This window comes from Dyadobacter jiangsuensis, assembly GCF_003014695.1.
GTDB classification, from domain to species: Bacteria; Bacteroidota; Bacteroidia; order Cytophagales; family Spirosomataceae; genus Dyadobacter; species Dyadobacter jiangsuensis.
Genome location: NZ_PYAS01000017.1, coordinates 56592 through 77966, shown reverse-complemented (window position 1 = coordinate 77966; position 21375 = coordinate 56592). Strand labels below are relative to the sequence as shown.

The following is a 21375-nucleotide window of genomic DNA, read 5'->3' as shown; positions in this document are numbered from 1 at the left end:
TGGCAAGGCTATGAAAATATTACACCAATTTCTCCTGCTTTTCGTGCTTACGGGCCTGCTTTCGTGCAGCGACGATTTCGTGAATGTCGAAAACCCCGGCGCACTGTCACCTTCGCAATACCCCAATTCGGTAACCGACCTCGAACAGTTGCTGACGGGCGTATATGCTACCCAGCACGCCACCGGCCTTTATGGGCACACGATGCTGGGCAAAAACCTCTGGCTCTGGGACCACACCCTCGATTTGAGCTGGCAGGGTACACCGACGTGGATCCAGATGGGCCAGAACAATTCGCAGCCCAACGACAGCTTTCTGTATGACACCTGGCGCGAACTCTGGCGCGGCGTGCAGCGAAGCAACACATTGCTCGCATCAATCGAAACCTATCGCCAGAAGGCTCCCAACGACGCCGCCGCCATTGACTTGATCAAGGGACAGGCGCTGTTTCTGCGTGCCTGGTACTATTTCCACCTGGTTTCCTTCTGGGGCGAGGGCTTCAATGCGGCTACGGATGGCGCGAAAATGGGCGTGCCTATCATTACCGAAGTAGCATCGGGCCTTGAAGCGACGCAGGTGCCGCGCAAAACGGTGAAGGAAGGTTGGGATTTCGTCATCGGCGATCTTAAAGCCGCGGAAGGTTTGCTCAAAAGCACGAACTGGACGGGCGCTACCGATAAACACAAGGTGTCGGGCTGGGCTGTAAAGGGCTTTTTGGGCAAAGTATATGCCTACCAGGCCGACTGGGCTAATGCTAAAACATATCTGAGCGACGTGGTGACCAACAGCGGCAAATCGCTTGTGACGTTCGATGTGTACAAGGATATGTTCAATGGCAAGAATGAGTTTACCTCCGAATCACTTTTTGAACTGAACCTGAATGTGGACATGACCGCCCGCGGTGGCGACGACCAGTCGATGGGTTCGAGTATCGGGATGGTGATCGCGCCTACCTACGTGAGCGACAATGGCGGGCAGGCGGCTTCGGCGTGGTCGAATGTGTTCCCGCATGCCAAAAATATCGCCCGTTTCGGGTTCAATGAAGGCCATTATTTCAAAGCCGGCACTACTAGCGCGAATATCGCCAACGTGGATCCTGCCTACATTACCCGCTCGCTGGAAGCGAAGAAAAAGCAAACCGTCGACCCGCGCCTTTGGGTGGCATGCTACCAGCCTTATGTGGATTCGATGGTCGTGAATGGTAAAAAACGGCCTATTTCGCATTATCTCGACATTACTGAACTGGACATGGAGGCTTGGAGCTTCCGTAAGTTCACGAACCCAAGCGGGACGGAAGCGGAGATCAACATGTCGAATGGTGCCAATTTTCCGTGGCTAAGGCTGGCCGATGTGTACCTGCTTTATGCCGAAACCCTCTCGCATTCGGGGGACAATGCAGGCGCATTGGAATACATTAATAAGGTCAAAAGAAGGGCATACGGCCTGCCGGTTAATACACCTTCGGCTTTGGACTACAAGAGCCTTACCGACCAAACGAAAGCGACGGATGCCGTCCTGAAAAACGACCCGCTGAAATACGAACGCTGGGCCGAGCTTTTCGCAGAAGGCCATTGGTGGCTCGATGTCCGGCGCTGGCAGATCGGCGACAAGGAGGCGGCCTATTACCAGCGCATTCGCGGAGGCGCCATTCAATGGGATCCTACCGACTACGCCCAGCCGATCCCGATCAACGAAATCACCGCTAACGTGAACATGCGGCAGAATCCGGGGTATTGATCCGCAAATCATACGGTGCTTTGCACCTACAAGTATTGCGGCGCTCTGCGCCTCGCCCGTAAAGGCGCGGAGCGCCGTATGCTTGTTGCACACAGCAATATTTGTTGCCAATACAATATTCCATTTTATGCATTTGAACCAAATGAAAAAAGTCGGCTTGCGGAAGCGATACCGGCGTTTAGCGACGATTTTGGTAATAGTTATAGCCTTCGCCGCATTAGCCACTCGGCGCAGTGCCGACGACCGCAACGCCGACTGGCTCGCTTACGGCGGCAACAAGGCAGGGAACCGCTATTCGCCATTGAAGCAAATCAATCTGAGTAACGTAAGCCAGCTGAAAGTAGCCTGGGAATACGACGCGACGAAGTTAGCACCTGGTATGACGGCCCCGCGCCGGCCGATGGAAATCCAATGCCAGCCGATCATTGTGAACGGCATTCTGTACGGCACCACGCCGCACCTGAGCCTCTTTGCATTGAAAGCCGATACCGGAGAGGAACTTTGGCGTTTCGACCCGTTCACCGGAAGCACACCGCGTTTCCATGTGAGCAGGGGTGTGATGTTTTGGGAAGACGGGCGGGATAAGAGAATCCTTTACACAGCTGGGAACCACCTTTGCGCAGTCGATGCCGCCACTGGAAAGCTCGTGGAGAGCTTCGGCGATGGCGGGAAAGTTGATTTGAGCGAAGGTGTGACTGGCCGACCGGGCCGCGAAAACGACAAGTTATCCGTAGACGCGACTTCGCCGGGAGTGATTTACAAGGACTTGCTCGTGATTGGCTCGCGCGTGTCCGAGTACGGGGATGCCGCGCCCGGGCACATCCGCGCGTTCGACATACGTACGGGAAAGCTCAAATGGACCTTCCATACCGTCCCGGAACCGGGGGAGCCCGGCCATGACACCTGGCCCAAAGACGCCTGGAAACGTATTGGCGGGGCTAACAACTGGGCGGGTATGGTGCTCGACGAAAAGCGTGGCGCGGTGTATTTCGGTACCGGCTCGCCGTCGGTCGATTTTTATGGTGCGGATCGCGAAGGGAAGAACTTGTATGCCAATTGCGTGATTTCGCTGAATGCAGAAACCGGGAAAATGAACTGGTACTATCAAACTGTCCATCACGACCTTTGGGATAGGGATATTTCGTGCCAGCCCAATCTGTTGACTGTCAATCACAAAGGCCCGAACGGCAAAATCCGCAAAATCGACGCGGTAGCGCAAGCGACCAAAGACGGCCTGCTTTTCCTGCTCGACCGCGATACCGGCAAGCCATTATTCCCGGTGGAGGAGCGCCCGGCATTGACGGACTACCACCTTCCTGGTGAACATCCCTGGCCTACCCAGCCTTTCCCAATCAAGCCCGCGCCGTTTTCGCGGCAGAATTTTACAGAAGGTGAAATCACCGATCGTACGCCCGAAGCACACGCGTTCGTCAAGGAAAAATTCAGCGTCTCCCGCTCCGGCAATAAATACATGCCGCCCAGCAAGGAAGGAAGCCTGTACCTGGGTATTGGCGGCGGGGCCGAATGGGGCGGTAATGCGGCCGATCCACAAGGTATTTTATACCAAAATGCCAACGAAATGGTATGGGACCTGAAGATGATGGATTATAACGCAAGAGGGGGTAATGCTGCGAGGCAAGCTGCTTTGTCGCCCGGCCAGGTCGTGTACATGCGCAACTGCGCCGCGTGCCATCGCGCCGACCGCCAGGGGAGCGGGCAGGAATACCCGAGCCTGGTGCAGGTCGGTAACAGAATGTCGAAGGAGGAAATAGCGAACATTATCAAAAGCGGGCGTGGCCGAATGCCTTCATTCCAGCATATTTCCGATAAAGAGCGGGACGAACTGGTTGCATTCCTGGCCAACCCGGAACAAAAAACATTGGCATCCGAAAATCACAGCGCGAGCGAAGCGCCGGAGGAAGCGAAATCGCCATTTCCGTACATTCCGCCCTATATCAATAATGGCTGGACGCGCTTTTTCGATCCGGACGGTTACCCGGCCATTAAACCGCCCTGGGGCACGCTCAACGCCATTGACCTGAACACCGGGGAATACCTCTGGCGCGTACCGCTAGGCGAGTTTCCGGAGCTTACGAAAAAGGGCGTTCCCATTACCGGCACCGAAAACTACGGCGGGCCGATCGTGACGGCGGGAGGGCTGGTATTCATCGCCGGTACTAAAGACGAGAAGATCCGTGCATTCGACCGCAAAACCGGTAAGACCGTTTGGCAATACCAGCTCCCAGCGGGCGGCTTCGCAACCCCGGCCACCTACATGGTGAATGGCAAGCAGTACGTCGTGATCGCAGCCGGCGGGGCAAAAAACGGCCACAAACCCGGTGGGAAGTATGTTGCATTTGCGTTGCCGTGAGAATGAGGGCTGACGGCTGACGGCGGACCGCTGACCGCTGACCGCCGACCGCTGACAATGCTATTCCTGACTATTCCTGACCACTCTTGACCACACCTGACCACTCTTGACTATTCCTGCCCCCATTAACCAATCCTGAACAGTAAAATCAATCATTCCTAATCCAAATATTTATGAACCAAAATACCCCTGAGCCCCAACAGAACCGTCGCGATGCTTTAAAAATGCTGGGAGCCGGATCGACAGCCGGATTACTCGGCCTGCTGGGCTCGACCGCCCGCGCAGAGGCACGGCATACGCAAGCGCATTACACGCAACCAGCGTATGCGAAAGGCATGGCGCCGGTAAAGATCAAAAGCGTGAAAGCGATCGTCACAGCTCCCCAGGGCTCCAACCTGATCGTCGTCAAAGTGGAAACCACCGAGCCGGGCCTGTACGGGCTGGGCTGCGCGACTTTCACCCAGCGCGCATTCGCTGTGGTAACGGCGATCGATACTTACCTCAATGAATTCTGCGTCGGGAAGGATGTCGACAATATCGAGGACATGTGGCATTCGACCTACGTGAGCTCCTACTGGCGTAACGGCCCGGTGTTGAACAATGCATTGAGCGGACTTGACGAGGCGCTATGGGACATCAAGGGCAAGCGCGCCGGTATGCCGGTGTACCAGCTGCTGGGCGGCAAGGCGCGGTTTGCGATACCGTGTTACACTCATGCCAACGGTAATACGCCCGAAGCGGTTGCCGACGACGTCCAGCGCATTATGGACCGGGGTTTCAAATACATCCGTATCCAGCAGGGCGGCTATGGCGCGGTGGGTGCTACCGAGCAAAAGCCGGATTTCAAGTCAGCCGGTTTCGGCGGGGCTACCGACAATTACATGAATGAAAGGGCCTATCTGAAATCGGTACCGAAGCTTTTTGAAACGGTGCGCAAGCGCTGCGGCGACGATATCGAGCTTCTGCACGACATCCACGAGCGCGTGCAGCCGATGGACGCGATCAATATGATCAAAGCATTGGAAGCATACCGGCCATTCTTCATCGAAGACCCGTTCTCACCCGAAAACATGGGCTGGTTTCGCCAGTTGCGGCAAAGTACCACGGTGCCCATCGCCATGGGCGAGCTGTTCAACAATGTGAACGAGTTCCGCGACCCGATGGCCAATCAATGGTTCGATTACATTCGCTGCCATGTGTCGCAGATTGGCGGCATTACGCCAGCCATGAAAGTAGCACGGCTTGGGGAATGGTTCAATATCAAAACGGCCTGGCACGGGCCGGGTGACGTTTCGCCGGTAGGGCACGCGGCGCATGCGCATGTCGATCTCGCTGTATGGAACTTCGGTATCCAGGAGGCGGTGAGCTTTAACGAAAAGACGCAGGCGATTTTCAAAGGCTGCCCGACGATGAAGGACGGCTATATGTCGGTGAATGAAGTGCCGGGGCTGGGTGTGGATATTGATGAAAAAGAAGCCGCCAAGTATCCGATCACGAGTAAATCCAACTGGCAGGTTCGTAAATTTGACGGTACGAGCATCCGGCCGTAATGGTTGTTGCCGCAGGCATGTAACAGCAAATGAAACGCGAGTCTCAATTTAAGTTAATCATATTAATAATGCCCTTTCTGGTACTGCTGGTGCTGGAAGGGGCATTGCGGTTGTTTGGTTATGGCCATGATTTGGCGGTTTTTACGGAAGATCCATCCCGAAAGGGCTACCTGTTGCTTAACCCGCACGCATCAAAACGTTATTTTGCCAACCAGCAGAATGCGACTTACGGCAACGCCGAGCCATTTACCGCAAAAAAGACGCCGGGCGTATTTCGGATATTCGTACTGGGCGAGTCGACAACCATTGGCTATCCCTACATGAACAACGGATCGTTCCACCGCTGGCTGCAATACCGGCTTTCGCAAAGCTATCCCGATCACGATTTCGAGGTCATTAACCTCTCGCTCACGGCCGTTAATTCCTACACCGTCCTCGATTTCGGGAAAGCCGTGCTCGACTATGAGCCGGACGCCCTGCTGGTTTACACGGGCCATAATGAATACTACGGAGCCATGGGCGTGGCCGCTACCAAAGGCATTGGCCATAGCCGTGCACTGGCGCGCTTGCTGATGAACCTCCGCAGTTGGAGGCTTACCCAACTGATGGCATCTCTCACCGACAAGATAAAGGGGCTGATTTCAGGCGAAAAAGTAGATCTGCGCGAAAACCTGATGAAGCGAATGGCTGCCGACCAGCAGATTGCATTCGGTTCGGACGCATACCATGCCGGACTCGAACAGTTCAGAGCCAATATGGACGAACTTGCCGGGGAAGTAAGCGCCAGGCATATACCGTTATTGATCAGCAACCTGGTTAGCAATGAAAAGGATTTGAAACCCTTTATCTGTATTCCCGGCGGAAAAGGAGAATCGGCCGATACGCATTATCAATCAGGCATTGGTTTATATAAACAGGGCAAATACAGCGGTGCTAAAAAGGAGTTTGTGCGCGCCAAAGAGCTCGACGCATTGCGTTTTCGTGCGCCGGAGGCATTGAATGCCATTATCAAAGACATCGCACACGCACACAAGGGCGTGACGCTCGTCGACACGCGCGATCTTTTTCAAAAGCATTCCACTGGGCGCATTCTGGGTAAGGAAACATTGCTGGAACACGTACATCCCAACTTGCAGGGCTATGCGCTGCTTTCGGAAGCATTTTATCAGTCCCTTCGAAAAACAGGGCTGTTGCCGGCCTCACCGAATGAAATGCCGTTCGCAATACTGAAAAAGCAAATGCCGGTCACGCTCGTAGATTCTTTGAAAGGGGAGTATGAAATGATGATCCTGAAAGAAGGCTGGCCGTTCAATATCCCGATGCCGGCGGAAGAAAAGCGCGAGAAAACGGAAGAGGAAAAGCTGGCTGGGGCATTGGTAGTCAAACAAATATCCTGGCGGGATGCGATGAGCACGCTCAAACAATATTATGCCGCTGCAAGAGATACCGCGGGAATGCTCCGTGTAATCGAAGCACTGGCGCTGGACGATCCATTGAATGTCGTGCATTTCGACAACGCCGGTAAACTGAGTATAGCGCTCGGTTTGAACAGACAGGGGGTGAACTATCTTTCAAAAGCATTCCGCATGGAGAACAGCTTCGAACGCGCACGAATGCTTTTTGTCATACTCCTGAAAATGGACGAGCCGTCGGAGGCATTGCCTTACGTGCGCTATGCGGCGGCCAATAATACCTCCCGGTTTAATCTGAACGAGCTGCTCTCGTTTGTGGAGCAGCAGGTTGAAGCTAAAAAGCGGCGTTAGGAAAGAAGGGAGGAATGGGAGGAATGGGAGGAAGGGGAGGAAGGGGAGGAAGGGATGGAAGGGGAGGAAAGGGAGGGTTTTCCTTTCTCCCTTTCCTCCTTCCTCCCGTTCCTCCTTTCTCCCTTTCAGCGAAGGGTGCTGAAAAACGAGATTTCGCCGTCGGTTTTGACCATCAGTACATCGGCTTCTTTGCCTTTGGAAACGGTCACGAAGTAATGGTCGGCGTCATCGAACTGGGTGCCGTAGAGGAGCATGTTGGTGTCGTTGTTCTCGTTGTCTTTGTACTCCACCACCGCGCCGATCGCGTAGCCTTTAAATTGTTTCTGGATTTCCTTTTGTGCTTTGGCAGGCACGTCGGCGAATTTTTTGTCGGCGGTGGTACCTACGAGGATGAAGTGGTTGTCGTAATAGGCAGTTTGTTGCTGGCCGTCTTTGGTGAATGTGACCTCGTCGAATTGCGGTCCTCTAACCCATTTGGCATCGCTTACCTGGCCGAAATCGGCGTAGAAGCTGTCTTTGGAGCGGGAGCTTACTTCGCTGCGTGCTTCGGCATGTTTTTCGGCGCGGTGTTCTTTTCTGATGTCTTTGGCAAGGGTTTGTGCCTGAGCTCCTGTGATGGCCAATGCGGCGATAATAGCGGATGTGATGAAAGTTTTCATTGTGATGCTATGTTTTTTGGTGATTGATCGTTTGAATGATCCAAAACTACCTGGTGGAGCCAAACTGGGAAACAGGGCGTGGGCAGAAGGGCAGAAACTGTCGGTGAAAAGGGCAAAAGTGTCTTTGTGGTTTCTTTTCGCTACATTGGTTTACGCATTCCTCCCACCAAACCGGATCGTTAATTATGAATTGCCTGGTGATCGACGATAACATCATTGCCCGCACCACATTGAAGCAGCTTGTGAAGCACGATAAGGAGCTGGTGCTCATCGGGGAGTGCGACAATGCCATGGACGCCTATCGCCGGATTATGGACGAACAGGTGGATCTGCTGCTGCTCGACATTGAAATGGAAGGAATGACGGGCATCGAACTGGTGAAGAGCCTGGGCAGTAAAAACCCGGTTATCATATTCACGACCTCTAAAAAAGAGTACGCTGCCGAAGCATTCGAGCTCAATGTAGCCGATTACATCACCAAACCGGTAACGCCCGTCCGCTTCTTGCAGGCCATTGAAAAAGCCCGGGAGATTTTCAGGAGCAAAAAGCAGGAGGTGAGGATGGAGGACGACAGTTTCCTGTTCATCCGCGATTCCAACATCGTCCGTCGGCTGAAAATCGGGGATATTTTGTATGCCGAGGCGATGGGGGATTATGTGAAACTGTACACGCTCGAAAAATTTTACTCCGTACACACCTCTTTGAAGGAAGTAGAGGCCAAGCTCCCCGAATCGAAATTCCTCCGCGTACACCGCTCATTTATCATCCAGGTAGGTAAAATCGACACAATCGAAGGCGGCACGCTTATTATTAACAAGAAAATGGTACCCGTAGCCGATACCTACCGCGCGGCGCTGAACCGCAGGTTGAATGTTTTGTGAGTTTTGAAAAGTTGAATCCATGAGAGTCCGCACGCTTGTCATTTACATTACCACAGGTTTTGTAGCCGCCGTGCTCGCGCTGGTGGCGGTGCAGTATATGACGCGGCGGAACCTGGAAGAGCTGATCAGTGCAAATGAGAGCCTGCTGGACGAGTACCGGATGAGCAGCGGACTTTCGCACCAGGCCGATAGCACCAGTCGGGCGGCGCTGGCCGTGAAGATTAATGTGGTCGACCAGAGCGGGCAGCGGGTTTTGCGCTGGAACTTGTATCTGACGATCGGTGTGCTGGCGCTGCTTACGGCGGTTTTTGCGATCATTATCGGACGCATGAAGAAACAGGCTGAGCTGATCGGCCAGCTCAATACCAGCGAAAGAAAGCTGAAAGAGGCGGTGCTCGTGAAAGAGAACTTCCTGGCGAATATGAGTCACGAGATCCGGACGCCGCTGAACGCGATTTTAGGATACACCAATCTGCTTCAAAAGAAAAAACTCGACGCCGATACCCGTTTGCATATCAGTACCGTACAGCAATCCGGCGAAACGCTGCTGGCGATTGTGAATGATATCCTCGATTTGTCCAAAATAGAATCGGGTATGATGCGGATCGAACACGTACCCTTCGATCCTGAGGCATTGGTACATTCGGTCGAGACGATGTTTCACCACCGCTCATCCGAAAAAAACGTGCCGCTTATCGTGTCGTTCGATCCGGCTATCCCCGAAACGATTACGGGCGATCCGACGCGCCTGACGCAGATTCTCGTCAATCTGGTCAGCAATGCATTCAAGTTCACCGAAACGGGGGAAATCAACCTCCGTGTTACTACGGACGGCGGCAAGGATGGCCGGGTGGACCTCACCTTCGAAGTGGCCGACACTGGCATAGGCATTGAAAACGAGCGCCTCGAAACGATTTTCGAACGTTTCCGCCAGGCGGAGGATTCCACTACACGGCAGTTCGGAGGTACAGGCCTTGGCTTGTCCATCGTGCGCGATCTTGTGCATTTGCAGGACGGGCACATAACGCTGACAAGCAAACCCGGCGCAGGTACATCCGTGAAAGTGACCATTCCGTACCGGGTGACGGTGGAGAGTGAAATGGCTCTTGCCGGCGCTTCCGTGGAAGCAGCTCACCCGCGAAGGCCGGGGTTACGTGTCCTGATTGCCGAAGATCACATCATTAACCAGGGGCTGATGATGCGCCTCATGGAGGAGCGGGGGATAGTGGGCCGTGTTGCCGCCAATGGACATGAGGCGATCGAGGTACTTCGCAACGAGCCTTTTGACCTGGTTTTTATGGATATTCAAATGCCGGGTATGGATGGCTACATGGCTACGCGCACGATACGCGAGGAATTGAAACTGACGATCCCGGTGATAGCCATGACAGCCCATGCGATGGAGGGGGAAAAAGAGAAGTGCATTCGGCTCGGCATGGACGACCATATAGCCAAACCGGTAAGGGAAAGCGAGCTGGACAGGGTGTTGGCCAGTTATACCAAACCTTTTTCCGCGAACGGCTCGCCCACCCATGCATTCAAGGTAATTGACCTGGATTATATGCGGGAGATCAGTAACGGCGACGCCACCTACGAAAAGCTGGTGACCGAGCAGTTTTTGCATCTCATGCCACGGGAACTCGAAGCGTTGTCAGCGGCGGCGGCGAAACATGACCTTGGTGAAATCCGCCGGATCGCTCATGGCATCAAAACGACTATTTCGATTATGGGCCTGAATCCATTGCTCGATGAGCCGCTGGATAGCCTGGAAAGCGCATCAGTTGATACAAAGAGCATCGCCGGGCCGTTGGAGCGGGTATTGAACATTTGTAAGGAAGCGCTGGGGGAAGCAGGGGCCTTTTACAGGCAGTTTCAGAAGGGCTGAACAAGTTTCGGGGCATGCGAGCCGGATGCATGCAACGCTAAACAGAAATAAAACGGTCTCATCGGTTACATCATTTTACTTTGATTATATTGTACCGAAACTCGACCGCGCTATGCTCCCTGACAAACCAATCCTGCTGCTTTTTTTCATTTGCCTGTCGATCAGTGTAAAAGCCCAGATCAGATTTGAAAAAGGCTATTTCCTCTCCAACGACGGCGTGAGGACGATCTGTAACATCCGGAATGTGGATTGGGACAATAACCCGTCATCGTTTCGCTACCAGCTGCCGGGGGGTGATGAAGTAGTCGAAGCCACGTTGCAGGATATCAAAGCCTTCGGAATCGATGGCGGCAACGCGTACGTGAGGGCTTTTGTGAAGGTGGATCAGAGCTCGACGGACGTGAGCAGGCTTTCCAATGGCCGCAATCCTGAATGGAAGGAAGAACTGGTGTTCCTGAAAGTGCTGGTTGAAGGCGAAGCGAAACTTTTGCAATACAAGCAGAACGAGGTAAGTCAGTTTTACTATCAGAAAGCGGATTCTCTGTATACACCGTTGATTTTCAAACGCTATATTGATGGTAATGGTCAGCGTGCCATCAATTTCGGCTTCCGGCAGCAGCTGCTGAATGAATTTTCCTGCGAGGGCATTACACAACTTCAAATTGAGCGTACCAATTACCGCGACACCGATCTGATACGGTTTTTCGGACGATATAATATTTGCCGTAATCCGTCGGCGAAGAATGTCGTAAAGCAGGGAAAGCGAAATGTGTTCAACCTGAAAGTCACGGCGGGTGCAGATTTGACGATGCTGTCGACCCGGAATTTTACGTTCACAAACAAGGGCAAACGCAGCGGCAGCCAGGTTTCCGCACGGGTTGGCTTGGAAGGGGAGTATTTCGCACCTTTTCATAAAAATAAATGGTCAGTCCTGGTCGAGCCCAGCTTCCAGTACTACCAATTTCCCCTCGCGTCGCCCGGATACACGCTCGATGCCGATTTCTGGACCATCGAACTGCCCGTGGGTATCCGTCACCACTTTTACCTCTCGGATAAAACCAAAATTTTCGTAAATGCGCTCTACGCCTGGACTTTGAAGGAACAGGCTATGGGCAAGCGGGACGACAATGTAAATTACGGAGTCATTGCCGGTTCCAATTTTGCCGGTGGCGTCGGTATTGCCAGCGGGCGTTTCAGCCTCGAAGCAAGGTACTATCTCAACCGAAGCCTTTACCTGTACCGGGCCAGGGTTGATTTGGATTACAGCAAAGCCTCGCTGATCCTTGGGTATAAGCTGTTAAGCAAGTAGCCTTTTTGTGTCGGCGCTGCTTTTTGTTGTTGCATGCCTGACGGCATTCCGGACGTTGGATATCCCGATCTGCTACCAACGTTACAAACAACGCTTCGGCAAACGAGCTCCAACATTTCAGATCCCTGATGGTAGAACCACCGGGGTTTTGCGCTTTTAATGCATATCATCTCCTGAACCCCTGCATGAAGCCGCAACTCGCACAGGTACGCTGGTACCGGATTATCCCCGTTGTTTTTGTCACTTACAGCCTTGCCTACCTCGACCGTGCCAATTTTGGCTTTGCGGTGGCGGGAGGCATGGCCGACGATCTTCATATCGACCCGAATACCTCCACGCTGCTGAGCTCGCTGTTTTTCCTGGGGTATTTTTTCTTTCAGATCCCGGGTGCACATTATGCGGCTACGCGTACGGCCAAGAAGCTGATATTCATTTCGCTGATCCTCTGGGGCGGCCTGGCGGCAGCTACGGGGATGGTCAACAATGCGACGGCACTGATCGTGATCCGGTTCATGCTTGGCGTGGTGGAAAGCGCGGTAATGCCGGCGATGCTGATCCTTTTGAGTCAATGGTTTACCAAGGAAGAACGTTCGCGTGCAAATACATTTCTGATATTGGGCAACCCTGTGACGGTGCTGTGGATGTCGGTGCTATCGGGATACCTGATCGATTCGCTGGGATGGCGATGGATGTTCATTATCCAGGGCGCGCCCGGCATTCTCTGGGCGTTTATCTGGTGGAAACTGATTGACGAGCGCCCCATGGAAGCCAGCTGGCTCACGCAGGAGGAGAAAATGGCCGTAGAAGAGAAACTGAAAGCCGAGCAGGCAGGTATTAAGCCGGTCAAAAACTATGCGGAGGCATTTAAATCCACGAAAGTGATCCTGCTTTGCCTGCAATACCTGTTGTGGAGCGTCGGGGTGTATGGTTTTGTCATGTGGCTGCCGTCGATCATTAAGGCAGCTCCGAATATGAATATGGTGACTACCGGATGGCTGTCGGCGGTGCCTTATGTATTTGCCGTGGTGGGGATGCTCGCGGCGTCCTATTTTTCGGATAAAACAGGCAACCGCAAAGTGTTCGTATGGCCGTTTCTGCTCATTGCCGCTGTGTGTTTGTACGCTGCCGTTTGGATTGGTACCGAGCATTTCTGGCTCGCATATGCCCTGCTGGTGGTTGCCGGAGGGGCATTGTATACGCCCTATGGGCCGTTCTTTGCAGCCATCGCGGAGATATTGCCCAAGAATGTGATCGGCGGGGCTATCGGGCTGATCAACAGCCTGGGCGCATTGGGCTCCTTTGCCGGATCTTATCTGGTGGGTTATCTCAACAGTGAAACGGGGAATTTTAATGCTTCCTATACATTGATGGCGGTTGCGCTGGTGTTGGCCACGGCGATTACCATCGCCGTAATTCCCGCTCCGAAGGCGCTGCAACCGGTGCCGGAGGAAGTATGATGCTCGAATTTTGTGTAACGGGCGGTTAAGTTCGATGGATTTGGGTCTTTGTATGCTGTTATAATACTCTGCCAAACACTTAACCCAAGGTAAATGAGCAATTTTAGACTGCCGGGGCTTCCGGTTTGTGTTTTTCTGTTTTTACTAACCCTCGTCTACGGACCTACTCACGCCCAGAACAAAAGCCCGAATGTGCTGAAAGACGGCGACCGCGTCGTTTTCCTGGGGAATTCCATCTTTGAGAACGAATTTCAGTATGGTTACCTGGAACTGGCGCTCACCACGCGTTTCGCCGACAAAGGCATTACGTTCCGCAACCTTGGCTGGACGGGCGATAACGTCTGGGGCGAAGCACGCAGCACCTACACCAATCCGCCGACGCCTTACGAGCATTTGATACAGGACATTACCCAGGCTGCGCCGAGCATCGTGTTCCTCGCGTACGGGGGCGTGGAGGCGCAGGAAGGCCAGGCCGGAGTGGCGCATTTCAAGGATGGTTTGAATAAACTGATTGATAAAATTGAATCGCTGGGCGCCCGGACCGTGCTGCTTTCGACGATACCGGTAGTTTCTTCTGACACCTCGCAGCATATCGATGCCCGGAATGCGGATCTTGAATTGTATTCCAAAGCGATTGCCGATGTGGCTTCCCAGCGCAGCAAGCAGTTTATCGATATTTACAATCCCGTGCTGAATACGAGCAAGAAGGCGGATATCATCGAAAACACCGTCCATTTGAACGAAACCGGCTATTACTATCTCGCCGATGTGCTGGGAAAAGCCATGGGTGTGCCTTACGACCGGGTAACTTCGACGATTACGGTCGCCAAGCCAACTCCGTATTCTTCCAATGTCAAAATCGCAACCGACGGCAAGGATAACAATGCGATCGTGCGGTTTGTAGTGACCGACAAATACCTTCCATTACCGTTTCCGCAGGCCAGCAGCTGGGTGGGCAACGATGCCAACGTAGTGCGGGTCGTCGGGTTGAAAAAGGGATATTACACCCTGACGGCCGGGAATGAACAGGTTGTTACCGCCTCTGCGAAAGAGTGGGAAAAGGGCGTGGAGATCAAGCAGGGGCCGCAATTCGAGCAGTCGGCGCGCATTCGCGAGATGATTATCCGTAAAAACGAACTGCATTTTTTCCAGTACCGGCCATTGAACCAGACCTACATCATCGGTTTCCGGAAATATGAGCAGGGTCGCCACGTGAAGGGGCTTGAAGAGCAGAATATCCTCATCAAATGGCTCGAAGGGCAGATTATCCTGCATGCGGAGCCGAAGGAAGTGGTGTATGAATTGCGGAAACTGGATTAACATTAACCGATATCAGAACATAAAGCCGACGGACTGCCGACCGCTGACCGCCGATTGTTACATATGAAAAAACTATTCTACGGAGCGTTGCTCCTTCCCATGGTGCTGCTAACCTCCTCGACAGAGCCCGAGCAGCATCCCTTTAACCTTGACCCTGACGTTGAAAAGGAACTGAAATCCTTTAAAGTAGCCGAAGGCTTCGAGGTAACGCTGTTCGCCGCCGACCCGATGGTCGCGAAGCCGATCCAGATGAACTGGGATACCGAAGGCCGCCTCTGGGTGGTGAGCAGTACCGTATACCCGCATTTGAAAACCGGTGAATCGGCGAACGACAAGATTTTCGTCCTGGAAGACACGGACGGCGACGGCAAAGCCGATAAATCGACCGTTTTTGCGGAAGGGTTAATCCAGCCAACGGGTATCCTGCCTGGCGATGGGGGGTGTTATGTGGCTAACTCGACGGAAATCCTGCATTTTGCGGATACCGACGGTGATGGCAAGGCCGACAAGAAGCGTCGCATTCTGAGCGGTTTCGGCACCGGAGACACCCACCACTTGATCCACACCTTCCGCTGGGGACCTGAGGGGCGGATGTATTTCAATCAGTCGATTTACATTTACAGCCACGTGGAAACGCCATTTGGTATCAAGCGCCTCGAAGGCGGTGGTGTGTGGCAGCTCAATACGCGCAACCTGGATATGGACGTGTACGCACGCGGGCTTGTGAACCCGTGGGGCTTGCAGTTCGACCGCTGGGGGCAATCGTTCCTGACGGACGGCGCCGGTGGTGAGGGTATTAACTACGCATTTCCGGGGGCGACGTTCGTGACGGCGCCGGGTGCTGCACGGATTCTTAGAGGCCTTAACCCCGGTCAGCCGAAGCACAGCGGCCTCGACGTGGTTTCCGGTACGCATTTGCCCGATGCGTGGCAAGGCCGTATGATCACGAACGACTTCCGTGCCAACCGCATTAACAGCTTCAAACTGGAAGAGCAGGGGAGTGGTTATGTGTCTAAGCAGACCGACGACCTGATGTGGTCTGATAACGTGGCTTTCCGTCCGGTGGATATCAACGTTGGTCCGGATGGCGCCATTTACGTCGCCGACTGGTATAACCCCATCATTCAGCACGGTGAAGTCGATTTCCACGATCCCCGCCGCGACCAGCAGCACGGTCGTATCTGGCGCATAGTAGCCAAGAACCGCCCGCTGGTGAAGAAACCGCAATTAGGCAAAGCGAGCGTGGCCGAGCTGCTCGAAACATTGAAATTGCCCGAAGACTGGACACGCCTGCAAGCGAAACAGGTACTGAAAGCCCGTGGCGCGAAGGAGGTATTGCCCGCATTGGAAAAGTGGGTCGCTGGTTTGGATAAAAATGATGCGAAATACGAGCACAATCTGCTGGAAGCATTGTGGGTATACCAAACGCTGGAAACCGTAAACGAGCCGGTGCTGCAAAGCTTGCTGAATGCGAAAAGCCACAACGTACGTGCGGCCGCATTGCGTGCGCTGGCGCTCTGGTACCCGAAAGTTTCGAATACGCCCGCATTGCTGGCCAAAGCAGTGGGCGATTCGCACCCACAGGTACGCCTGGAAGCGGTGATCGCATTGCGTAAAACCAAGACACCGGAAGCCGCGAAAACCGCATTAACGGTGCTCGACGCGCAGATGGATGAATTCCTGGACTTTGCATTGTGGCAAACCGTGCGGGAACTGGAACCGGTTTGGCTGCCCAAACTGAAAACCGACGCCAACTTGCTGGGCGACGCCAAAAAGACTGCTTATGCATTGAAATCGGCTACCGGTGCCGATGCGGCGACTTTACTGACTGCTTTGTACCAGAAAGGCCAGGTGCCTGATGATTACCAGAAAGACGTGCTCGCATCCATTGCGCGCCTCGGCCAGCCTGCCGACCTTAATACCTTGCTGGATCTGGCTGTGCAGAGCAACAACAAGAACGCGGCTGCTCAGCTGGCTGCGCTCGAAGAAGCCGGCAATCAGCGTCATGTAGCTCCCAACAAGAGTCCGGAGCGCATTGCTGCATTGATTGGTAATGACGACGAGGGTGCCAGCCTGAGCTCCATTCGCCTCATCGGTCTTTGGAAATTGTCGTCATTGAACGACCGTCTGACGGGCCTTATCCAGAGCGGTAACCCGGCTACCAAGAAAGCGGCGCTGGGCGCATTGGGGGCTATTGATAAACCCAAAGCACTGCAACTCGTAACTGACCTTGCCGGTCCGAAGAATACTCCCGAAGTTCGCATTATCGCTGCCGCGCAACTCGCGTCGCTGGACGAGAAGGAAGGTGCACGGGTGAGCGCCGAACTCATGCGGACATTGCCGGCGGACACCGATATGTCGGACTTGTTCCTCGCATTCATTCCATCGAACCCCGGATCGGCGGCATTGGCAGAGGCTATTGCTGCGAAGAAAATCCCGGAAGCCGTAGCCAAACGTGGTCGGGTGCTCGTGCAGCAGCGTGCCGGCTGGACACGCCAGAGCATCGACGAGATCGCCGCATTGAAAAAGGCCCTGGAAGCATCGGGCGGCTCGTTGCCTGCGCCTAAAATGCCGCAGGATCTTGATGACAAAACCATAGAAGGACTTGCCAAGCTGGCCCGGGAAAAGGGCGATGCCGCCAAAGGTGAGCTTATTTTCCGTAAAGCGGAATCGAGCTGTACAACCTGCCACGCTATTGGTGGCGCAGGTGGATTGATCGGCCCGGATTTGAGCAGCCTTGGTACCAGTTCGCCAGCAGAGACCATTATCCGCTCGATTCTGTATCCAAGTGCTTCCATTAAAGAAGGTTACGACCTGAAACGCGTCGTGAAAAAGGACGGCTCGGAGCTCATGGGTTACCTGGCTTCCGACGGCGCCAACGACATCGTGATCCGCGACGTGACGGGTAAAGAGGTTTCTATTGCCAAAAGCCAGGTGCAGGTAATGGAAAAAGTCCCGGGCTCGCTCATGCCTCCGGGCCTCACCGCCAGCCTCGACCGCGACCAGTTCGTGAACCTCGTGGCATTCCTAACCAAACTCGGCGAACCGGGTGACTTCCGCGTGCCTGCAACGCGCTACGTACGCAGGTGGGAGACGATCGAGCTGAGTAAGGAGCTAGCTAACAAGTTTTCTATGGAAACGCCGGTCATTGCCGGCAAAGGTGCCAAAATCGTTACCAGCCCGGCATACAGCAAAGTCTCAGGCGAGCTCCCGACCGACGACCTGGCCGAAATGAAAAACAGCGCCGGTAAGCCATTCAGCATTATCCGTTTCGAGGTAGAAGCATTGACGAAAGGCCCGGTAACCTTCGCATTGAACGCGCCAGCGGGTGTTGCGGCTTATAACGGGAGCAAAGCGCTGAAAGTCACGGACGGCACCATCACTGCCGATCTTTCGCAGGGCATTCAGCCGATCACACTGGTGCTCGACCGGAATGTGGTGAAAGGTGGCTTGAAAGTGGAGTTGAAAGACGTAACCGGAGGCGCGCAGACGCGGTTGAAGGTTGGGAAGTGATTTGTTTTGAATGTTGTTGAAATATGGCCGGTGCTCTGGATGAGTACCGGCTTTTTTACTATTTGGATATATTTCTCCGCCATTTGATAATCGATACTAAGTGCCTGATAAGTACTTGCAAATTTGAATGGCACCGGCGGATATTAGGCTTGATAGAACTCTTAAAAAAATCGTAAATTTGTTTTGATTCAAATCACTCACGTCCATGGAAACAACTGAAAAAAAGGATGGCAAAGCATTGGAAAGCAAGCCTAAACAAAAGAAGCTAACAGCGCGGGAAATCCATGAGGATCTGATCGATCTGGCGGTCTATGCGGAACGAAAAAACGGAGAGTTTGTGTCAGAGGAAGAAGCCATGGAGTTCCTGCGGAGCCATGGTAAACTATGAAATATAAGGTCAGCTACGCAAAACGCGCACTAAAAGAACTTTCCAAACTTCCTTCGAAGGCCGTCGGCCAAATGGTTAAGAAGATTAATTCCCTGGCTGAAAATCCCTATCAGGCGGGCGTCAGGAAACTTACCGATACCGATGAAATTTATCGGGCTCGTGTGGGGAATTATCGAATTCTTTATGAGATTAATGACGGAGAACTGCATGTCATAATTGTAGCGATCGGTGATCGAAAGGATGTTTATAGTAGATAACGACTTACTCTCCCAGGATCCGATACAATTCCAAATTCAGATAGTAGTGATTTCCCTGAATCACCTTTCGTTGTAGCACTCCCAGATCAACCAACTGATTTAAATACTTTTTTGCCGTGTTTTCCGCATAAAGCCGCTGATCCGTCAAATGCTTTACGCGTGTGAATGGCTGCGTAAATATCGCATTGACCAGCAATTCGGGCCGGGTGATGGCGGTGTCGTCCAGGATCACCTGGCGGATCGCGTCCTTGGTGTTGAGGATGTCGTTGATTTTATTGTAGGTCAATATCGCAGTAGCTTCAATCGCATTTAACATGAATTTCAGCCAAATATTCCATTCGCCGCGCTGGCTGACGCCCATTAAGCCATTATAATAATCTTCACGATGGTCGAGAATATAGCGGCTGAGGAATAGGATGGGGTAGTCGAGCAAGCCTTTGTGTGTGAGATAGTTGATATTGAAAATTCTGCCGGTGCGGCCATTGCCGTCGCGAAATGGGTGAATGGCTTCGAACTGATAATGTCCAATGGCCATTTTGAGTACCGGATCGACTTTGAATGTTTCATCGTCGTTCAGGAAATTGACAAGATTGGTCAGTTTAGCTTCGATAATCCCCGCTCCTCGCGGAGGCGTATATACCGGCTTGCCTGCGTTAGGGCCGGTACCACCTTGCCGGATGTGGGTTTGGATAAACGGCGGCCTGATGCCTTCGGTAGTTTGGTAAATCTCCTGGTAAACAACCCTGAAATAGTCTTCGCTGAACCGGTCGCTGTCTTTCAAAAAATCGTGACCGAACCAGAGCGCCTCGCGGTAACGCAGCACTTCTTTGGCGGAACCGCTTGTTTCGTTAAGCCTCTGTTCACTAAACGCCTTATACAGTTCATCGTCTGTGGTAAAGATATTCTCTATCGCGCTGGATGCCTTGGCTTCCTGCAAGCTGATGGTGTTGATCAGGATAGCCTGATTGGGGATCGCGATACTCCGGCCTTGCAGCCTTCCCAATGCAGCTTTTGCATTAGCGAGGGCTTCGTAAACGTCGATGTTTCGGTACAGTTCTTCGGAAATAGGCAGTTCGGGAAGATCGTTCCAGGGCACACTTCGGTCGGGATTGATGGGATAAGGCATGGAATCAGTGTGTTAGTTTGGCATTAAATTAGGCTGTGTTTTAATGTTAGCTCTGATTTTGGCATTAAAATTAATGCTTTTAATTGTGCTAACATTAAAATGTGTCATATTTTAATGTTAGCTCTGATTTTGGCATTAAAATAGTACTTTCAATTTTAGAAGTAGGCCAATCCCATAAAGCCCCATCAGTAAATTTCCCCCACAGCGTGTTTTAAATACTATTTCCATCTTTACCCAAATTACAATCATGCTCAAAAAATTACTGGCCCTGTCTCTTCTGATCGGAAGCGCGGTTACGGCGCATGCGCAGCAATTCAAGGCGTTGCTTTTTACCAAAACTGCGGGTTTTCACCATGTTTCAATCCATGAGGGTGTAACCGGGATCAGAAGCCTGGCCTCGAGGCATAATTTCTCGGTCGACTGGCAGGAGAGTGCCGATGTTTTCAATGACAAAAGTCTGGCTAATTACTCGGTTGTGATCTTCCTGAACACAACCGGCGATATCCTCAACGACACGCAACAAGCCGCCCTGGAAAAATACATTAAAAGCGGAAAAGGCTGGGTAGGTATTCACGCGGCAGCGGATACCGAATACGATTGGCCGTGGTACGGCAAGCTGGTAGGGGCCTATTTCAAAACCCATCCGGCGCAGCAGACCGCGTTCCTGGATGTGAAAGACAGCAATTTTCCCGGCCTCGAACGTTTCCCCAAACGCATGCTATGGACCGACGAGTGGTATGAATACAAAAAGCCGCTCAATGCCGACGACCTGAAAGTGCTCATTACGCTTGACGAAAAAACATACGATCCTAAAACCAGCCAGGGCAATGGCATGGGCGACCACCCGATTGCCTGGTACCACAATTTCGACGGCGGCCGCGCATTCTACACCGGCCTGGGGCATATTGGGTTGGTTTACTCAGATCAGTCGTTTTTGGATCACCTGTATGGCGGCATTTACTGGGCTGCAACAGGGAAGGGGGTGAAGTAGCGCGAGGCGGTTTGGGGCGTTGGTTGTTTGACCGCCGACGGCTGACCGCTGACCGCAGAATGGCGAATAATGGGCCGCAGCGTGGCCCCTGTTTATAGCAATCCGTTCGTCATAAATCGATTTCAGCTCCGTAGGAGCTTCCTTGACCGTTGAGCCAGGAAGCTCCTGAC

15 protein-coding genes are annotated in these 21375 nt (G+C 53.0%); 13 read left to right on the top strand and 2 right to left on the bottom strand.

Going from position 1 to position 21375, the window contains the following annotated elements:
* The first annotated feature begins 10 nt into the window (after nt 1-10).
* The 4 genes from CLV60_RS28595 to CLV60_RS28580 all read left to right on the top strand — a co-directional run bounded on the left by CLV60_RS28595 (nt 11) and on the right by CLV60_RS28580 (nt 7419).
* Nucleotides 11-1735, top strand: coding sequence for a RagB/SusD family nutrient uptake outer membrane protein (locus tag CLV60_RS28595; RefSeq protein WP_106598827.1), 1725 nt, complete (start codon nt 11-13; stop codon nt 1733-1735).
* A gap of 127 nt (nt 1736-1862) precedes the next feature.
* Nucleotides 1863-4106, top strand: coding sequence for an outer membrane protein assembly factor BamB family protein (locus CLV60_RS28590; RefSeq protein ID WP_106598826.1), 2244 nt, complete (start codon nt 1863-1865; stop codon nt 4104-4106).
* A gap of 173 nt (nt 4107-4279) precedes the next feature.
* The gene (locus CLV60_RS28585) at nt 4280-5656 is read left to right on the top strand and encodes an enolase C-terminal domain-like protein (protein WP_106598825.1); all 1377 of its coding nucleotides are present in this window, start codon (nt 4280-4282) and stop codon (nt 5654-5656) included.
* A gap of 68 nt (nt 5657-5724) precedes the next feature.
* Nucleotides 5725-7419, top strand: a complete 1695-nt coding sequence (locus tag CLV60_RS28580) for an SGNH/GDSL hydrolase family protein (RefSeq protein ID WP_229211170.1) — start codon at nt 5725-5727, stop codon at nt 7417-7419.
* 125 nt (nt 7420-7544) lie between these two features.
* On the opposite strand, the gene CLV60_RS28575 is transcribed toward CLV60_RS28580, so the two are convergent.
* On the bottom strand, nt 7545-8078 hold the full coding sequence (locus CLV60_RS28575; RefSeq protein WP_106598823.1) for a hypothetical protein: 534 nt from the start codon (nt 8076-8078) through the stop codon (nt 7545-7547).
* Nucleotides 8079-8263: 185 nt separating this feature from the next.
* On the opposite strand from CLV60_RS28575, the gene CLV60_RS28570 reads away from it, so the two are divergent.
* The 8 genes from CLV60_RS28570 (at nt 8264) to CLV60_RS28535 (ending at nt 19088) form a co-directional block, all read left to right on the top strand.
* A complete protein-coding gene (locus tag CLV60_RS28570) occupies nt 8264-8959 on the top strand; it encodes a LytR/AlgR family response regulator transcription factor (RefSeq protein WP_106598822.1) in 696 nt (231 codons plus the stop codon).
* Nucleotides 8960-8978: 19 nt separating this feature from the next.
* Nucleotides 8979-10844 (top strand): ATP-binding protein, encoded by a 1866-nt coding sequence (locus tag CLV60_RS28565; RefSeq protein ID WP_106598821.1) that lies wholly within the window; start codon nt 8979-8981, stop codon nt 10842-10844.
* A 112-nt stretch (nt 10845-10956) separates the two neighbouring features.
* Entirely contained in the window at nt 10957-12153 is a 1197-nt protein-coding gene (locus CLV60_RS28560; RefSeq protein ID WP_146151609.1) for a putative outer membrane beta-barrel protein, read from the top strand.
* A 185-nt stretch (nt 12154-12338) separates the two neighbouring features.
* Complete coding sequence (locus CLV60_RS28555; RefSeq protein WP_106598915.1) at nt 12339-13610, top strand: MFS transporter; 1272 nt, start codon at nt 12339-12341, stop codon at nt 13608-13610.
* Nucleotides 13611-13703: 93 nt separating this feature from the next.
* A complete protein-coding gene (locus tag CLV60_RS28550) occupies nt 13704-14930 on the top strand; it encodes a GDSL-type esterase/lipase family protein (RefSeq protein ID WP_106598819.1) in 1227 nt (408 codons plus the stop codon).
* 63 nt (nt 14931-14993) lie between these two features.
* The gene (locus CLV60_RS28545; protein ID WP_106598818.1) at nt 14994-18443 is read left to right on the top strand and encodes a PVC-type heme-binding CxxCH protein; all 3450 of its coding nucleotides are present in this window, start codon (nt 14994-14996) and stop codon (nt 18441-18443) included.
* Nucleotides 18444-18648: 205 nt separating this feature from the next.
* Nucleotides 18649-18831: a hypothetical protein gene (locus CLV60_RS28540; RefSeq protein WP_106598817.1), complete on the top strand. Its 183-nt coding sequence runs from the start codon at nt 18649-18651 to the stop codon at nt 18829-18831.
* Nucleotides 18828-19088 carry a type II toxin-antitoxin system RelE family toxin gene (locus CLV60_RS28535; RefSeq protein ID WP_106598816.1) on the top strand — a complete coding sequence of 87 codons (261 nt, stop codon included), beginning with the start codon at nt 18828-18830 and terminating at the stop codon, nt 19086-19088. Before CLV60_RS28540 ends, CLV60_RS28535 begins: the two co-directional genes overlap by 4 nt.
* 4 nt (nt 19089-19092) lie before the next feature.
* Here the strand turns inward: CLV60_RS28535 and CLV60_RS28530 are convergent, their stop codons facing one another.
* Entirely contained in the window at nt 19093-20214 is a 1122-nt protein-coding gene (locus CLV60_RS28530) for a Fic family protein (protein WP_106598815.1), read from the bottom strand.
* A 247-nt stretch (nt 20215-20461) separates the two neighbouring features.
* On the opposite strand from CLV60_RS28530, the gene CLV60_RS28525 reads away from it, so the two are divergent.
* Nucleotides 20462-21205, top strand: coding sequence for a ThuA domain-containing protein (locus tag CLV60_RS28525; RefSeq protein ID WP_106598814.1), 744 nt, complete (start codon nt 20462-20464; stop codon nt 21203-21205).
* Nucleotides 21206-21375 lie beyond the last annotated feature (170 nt).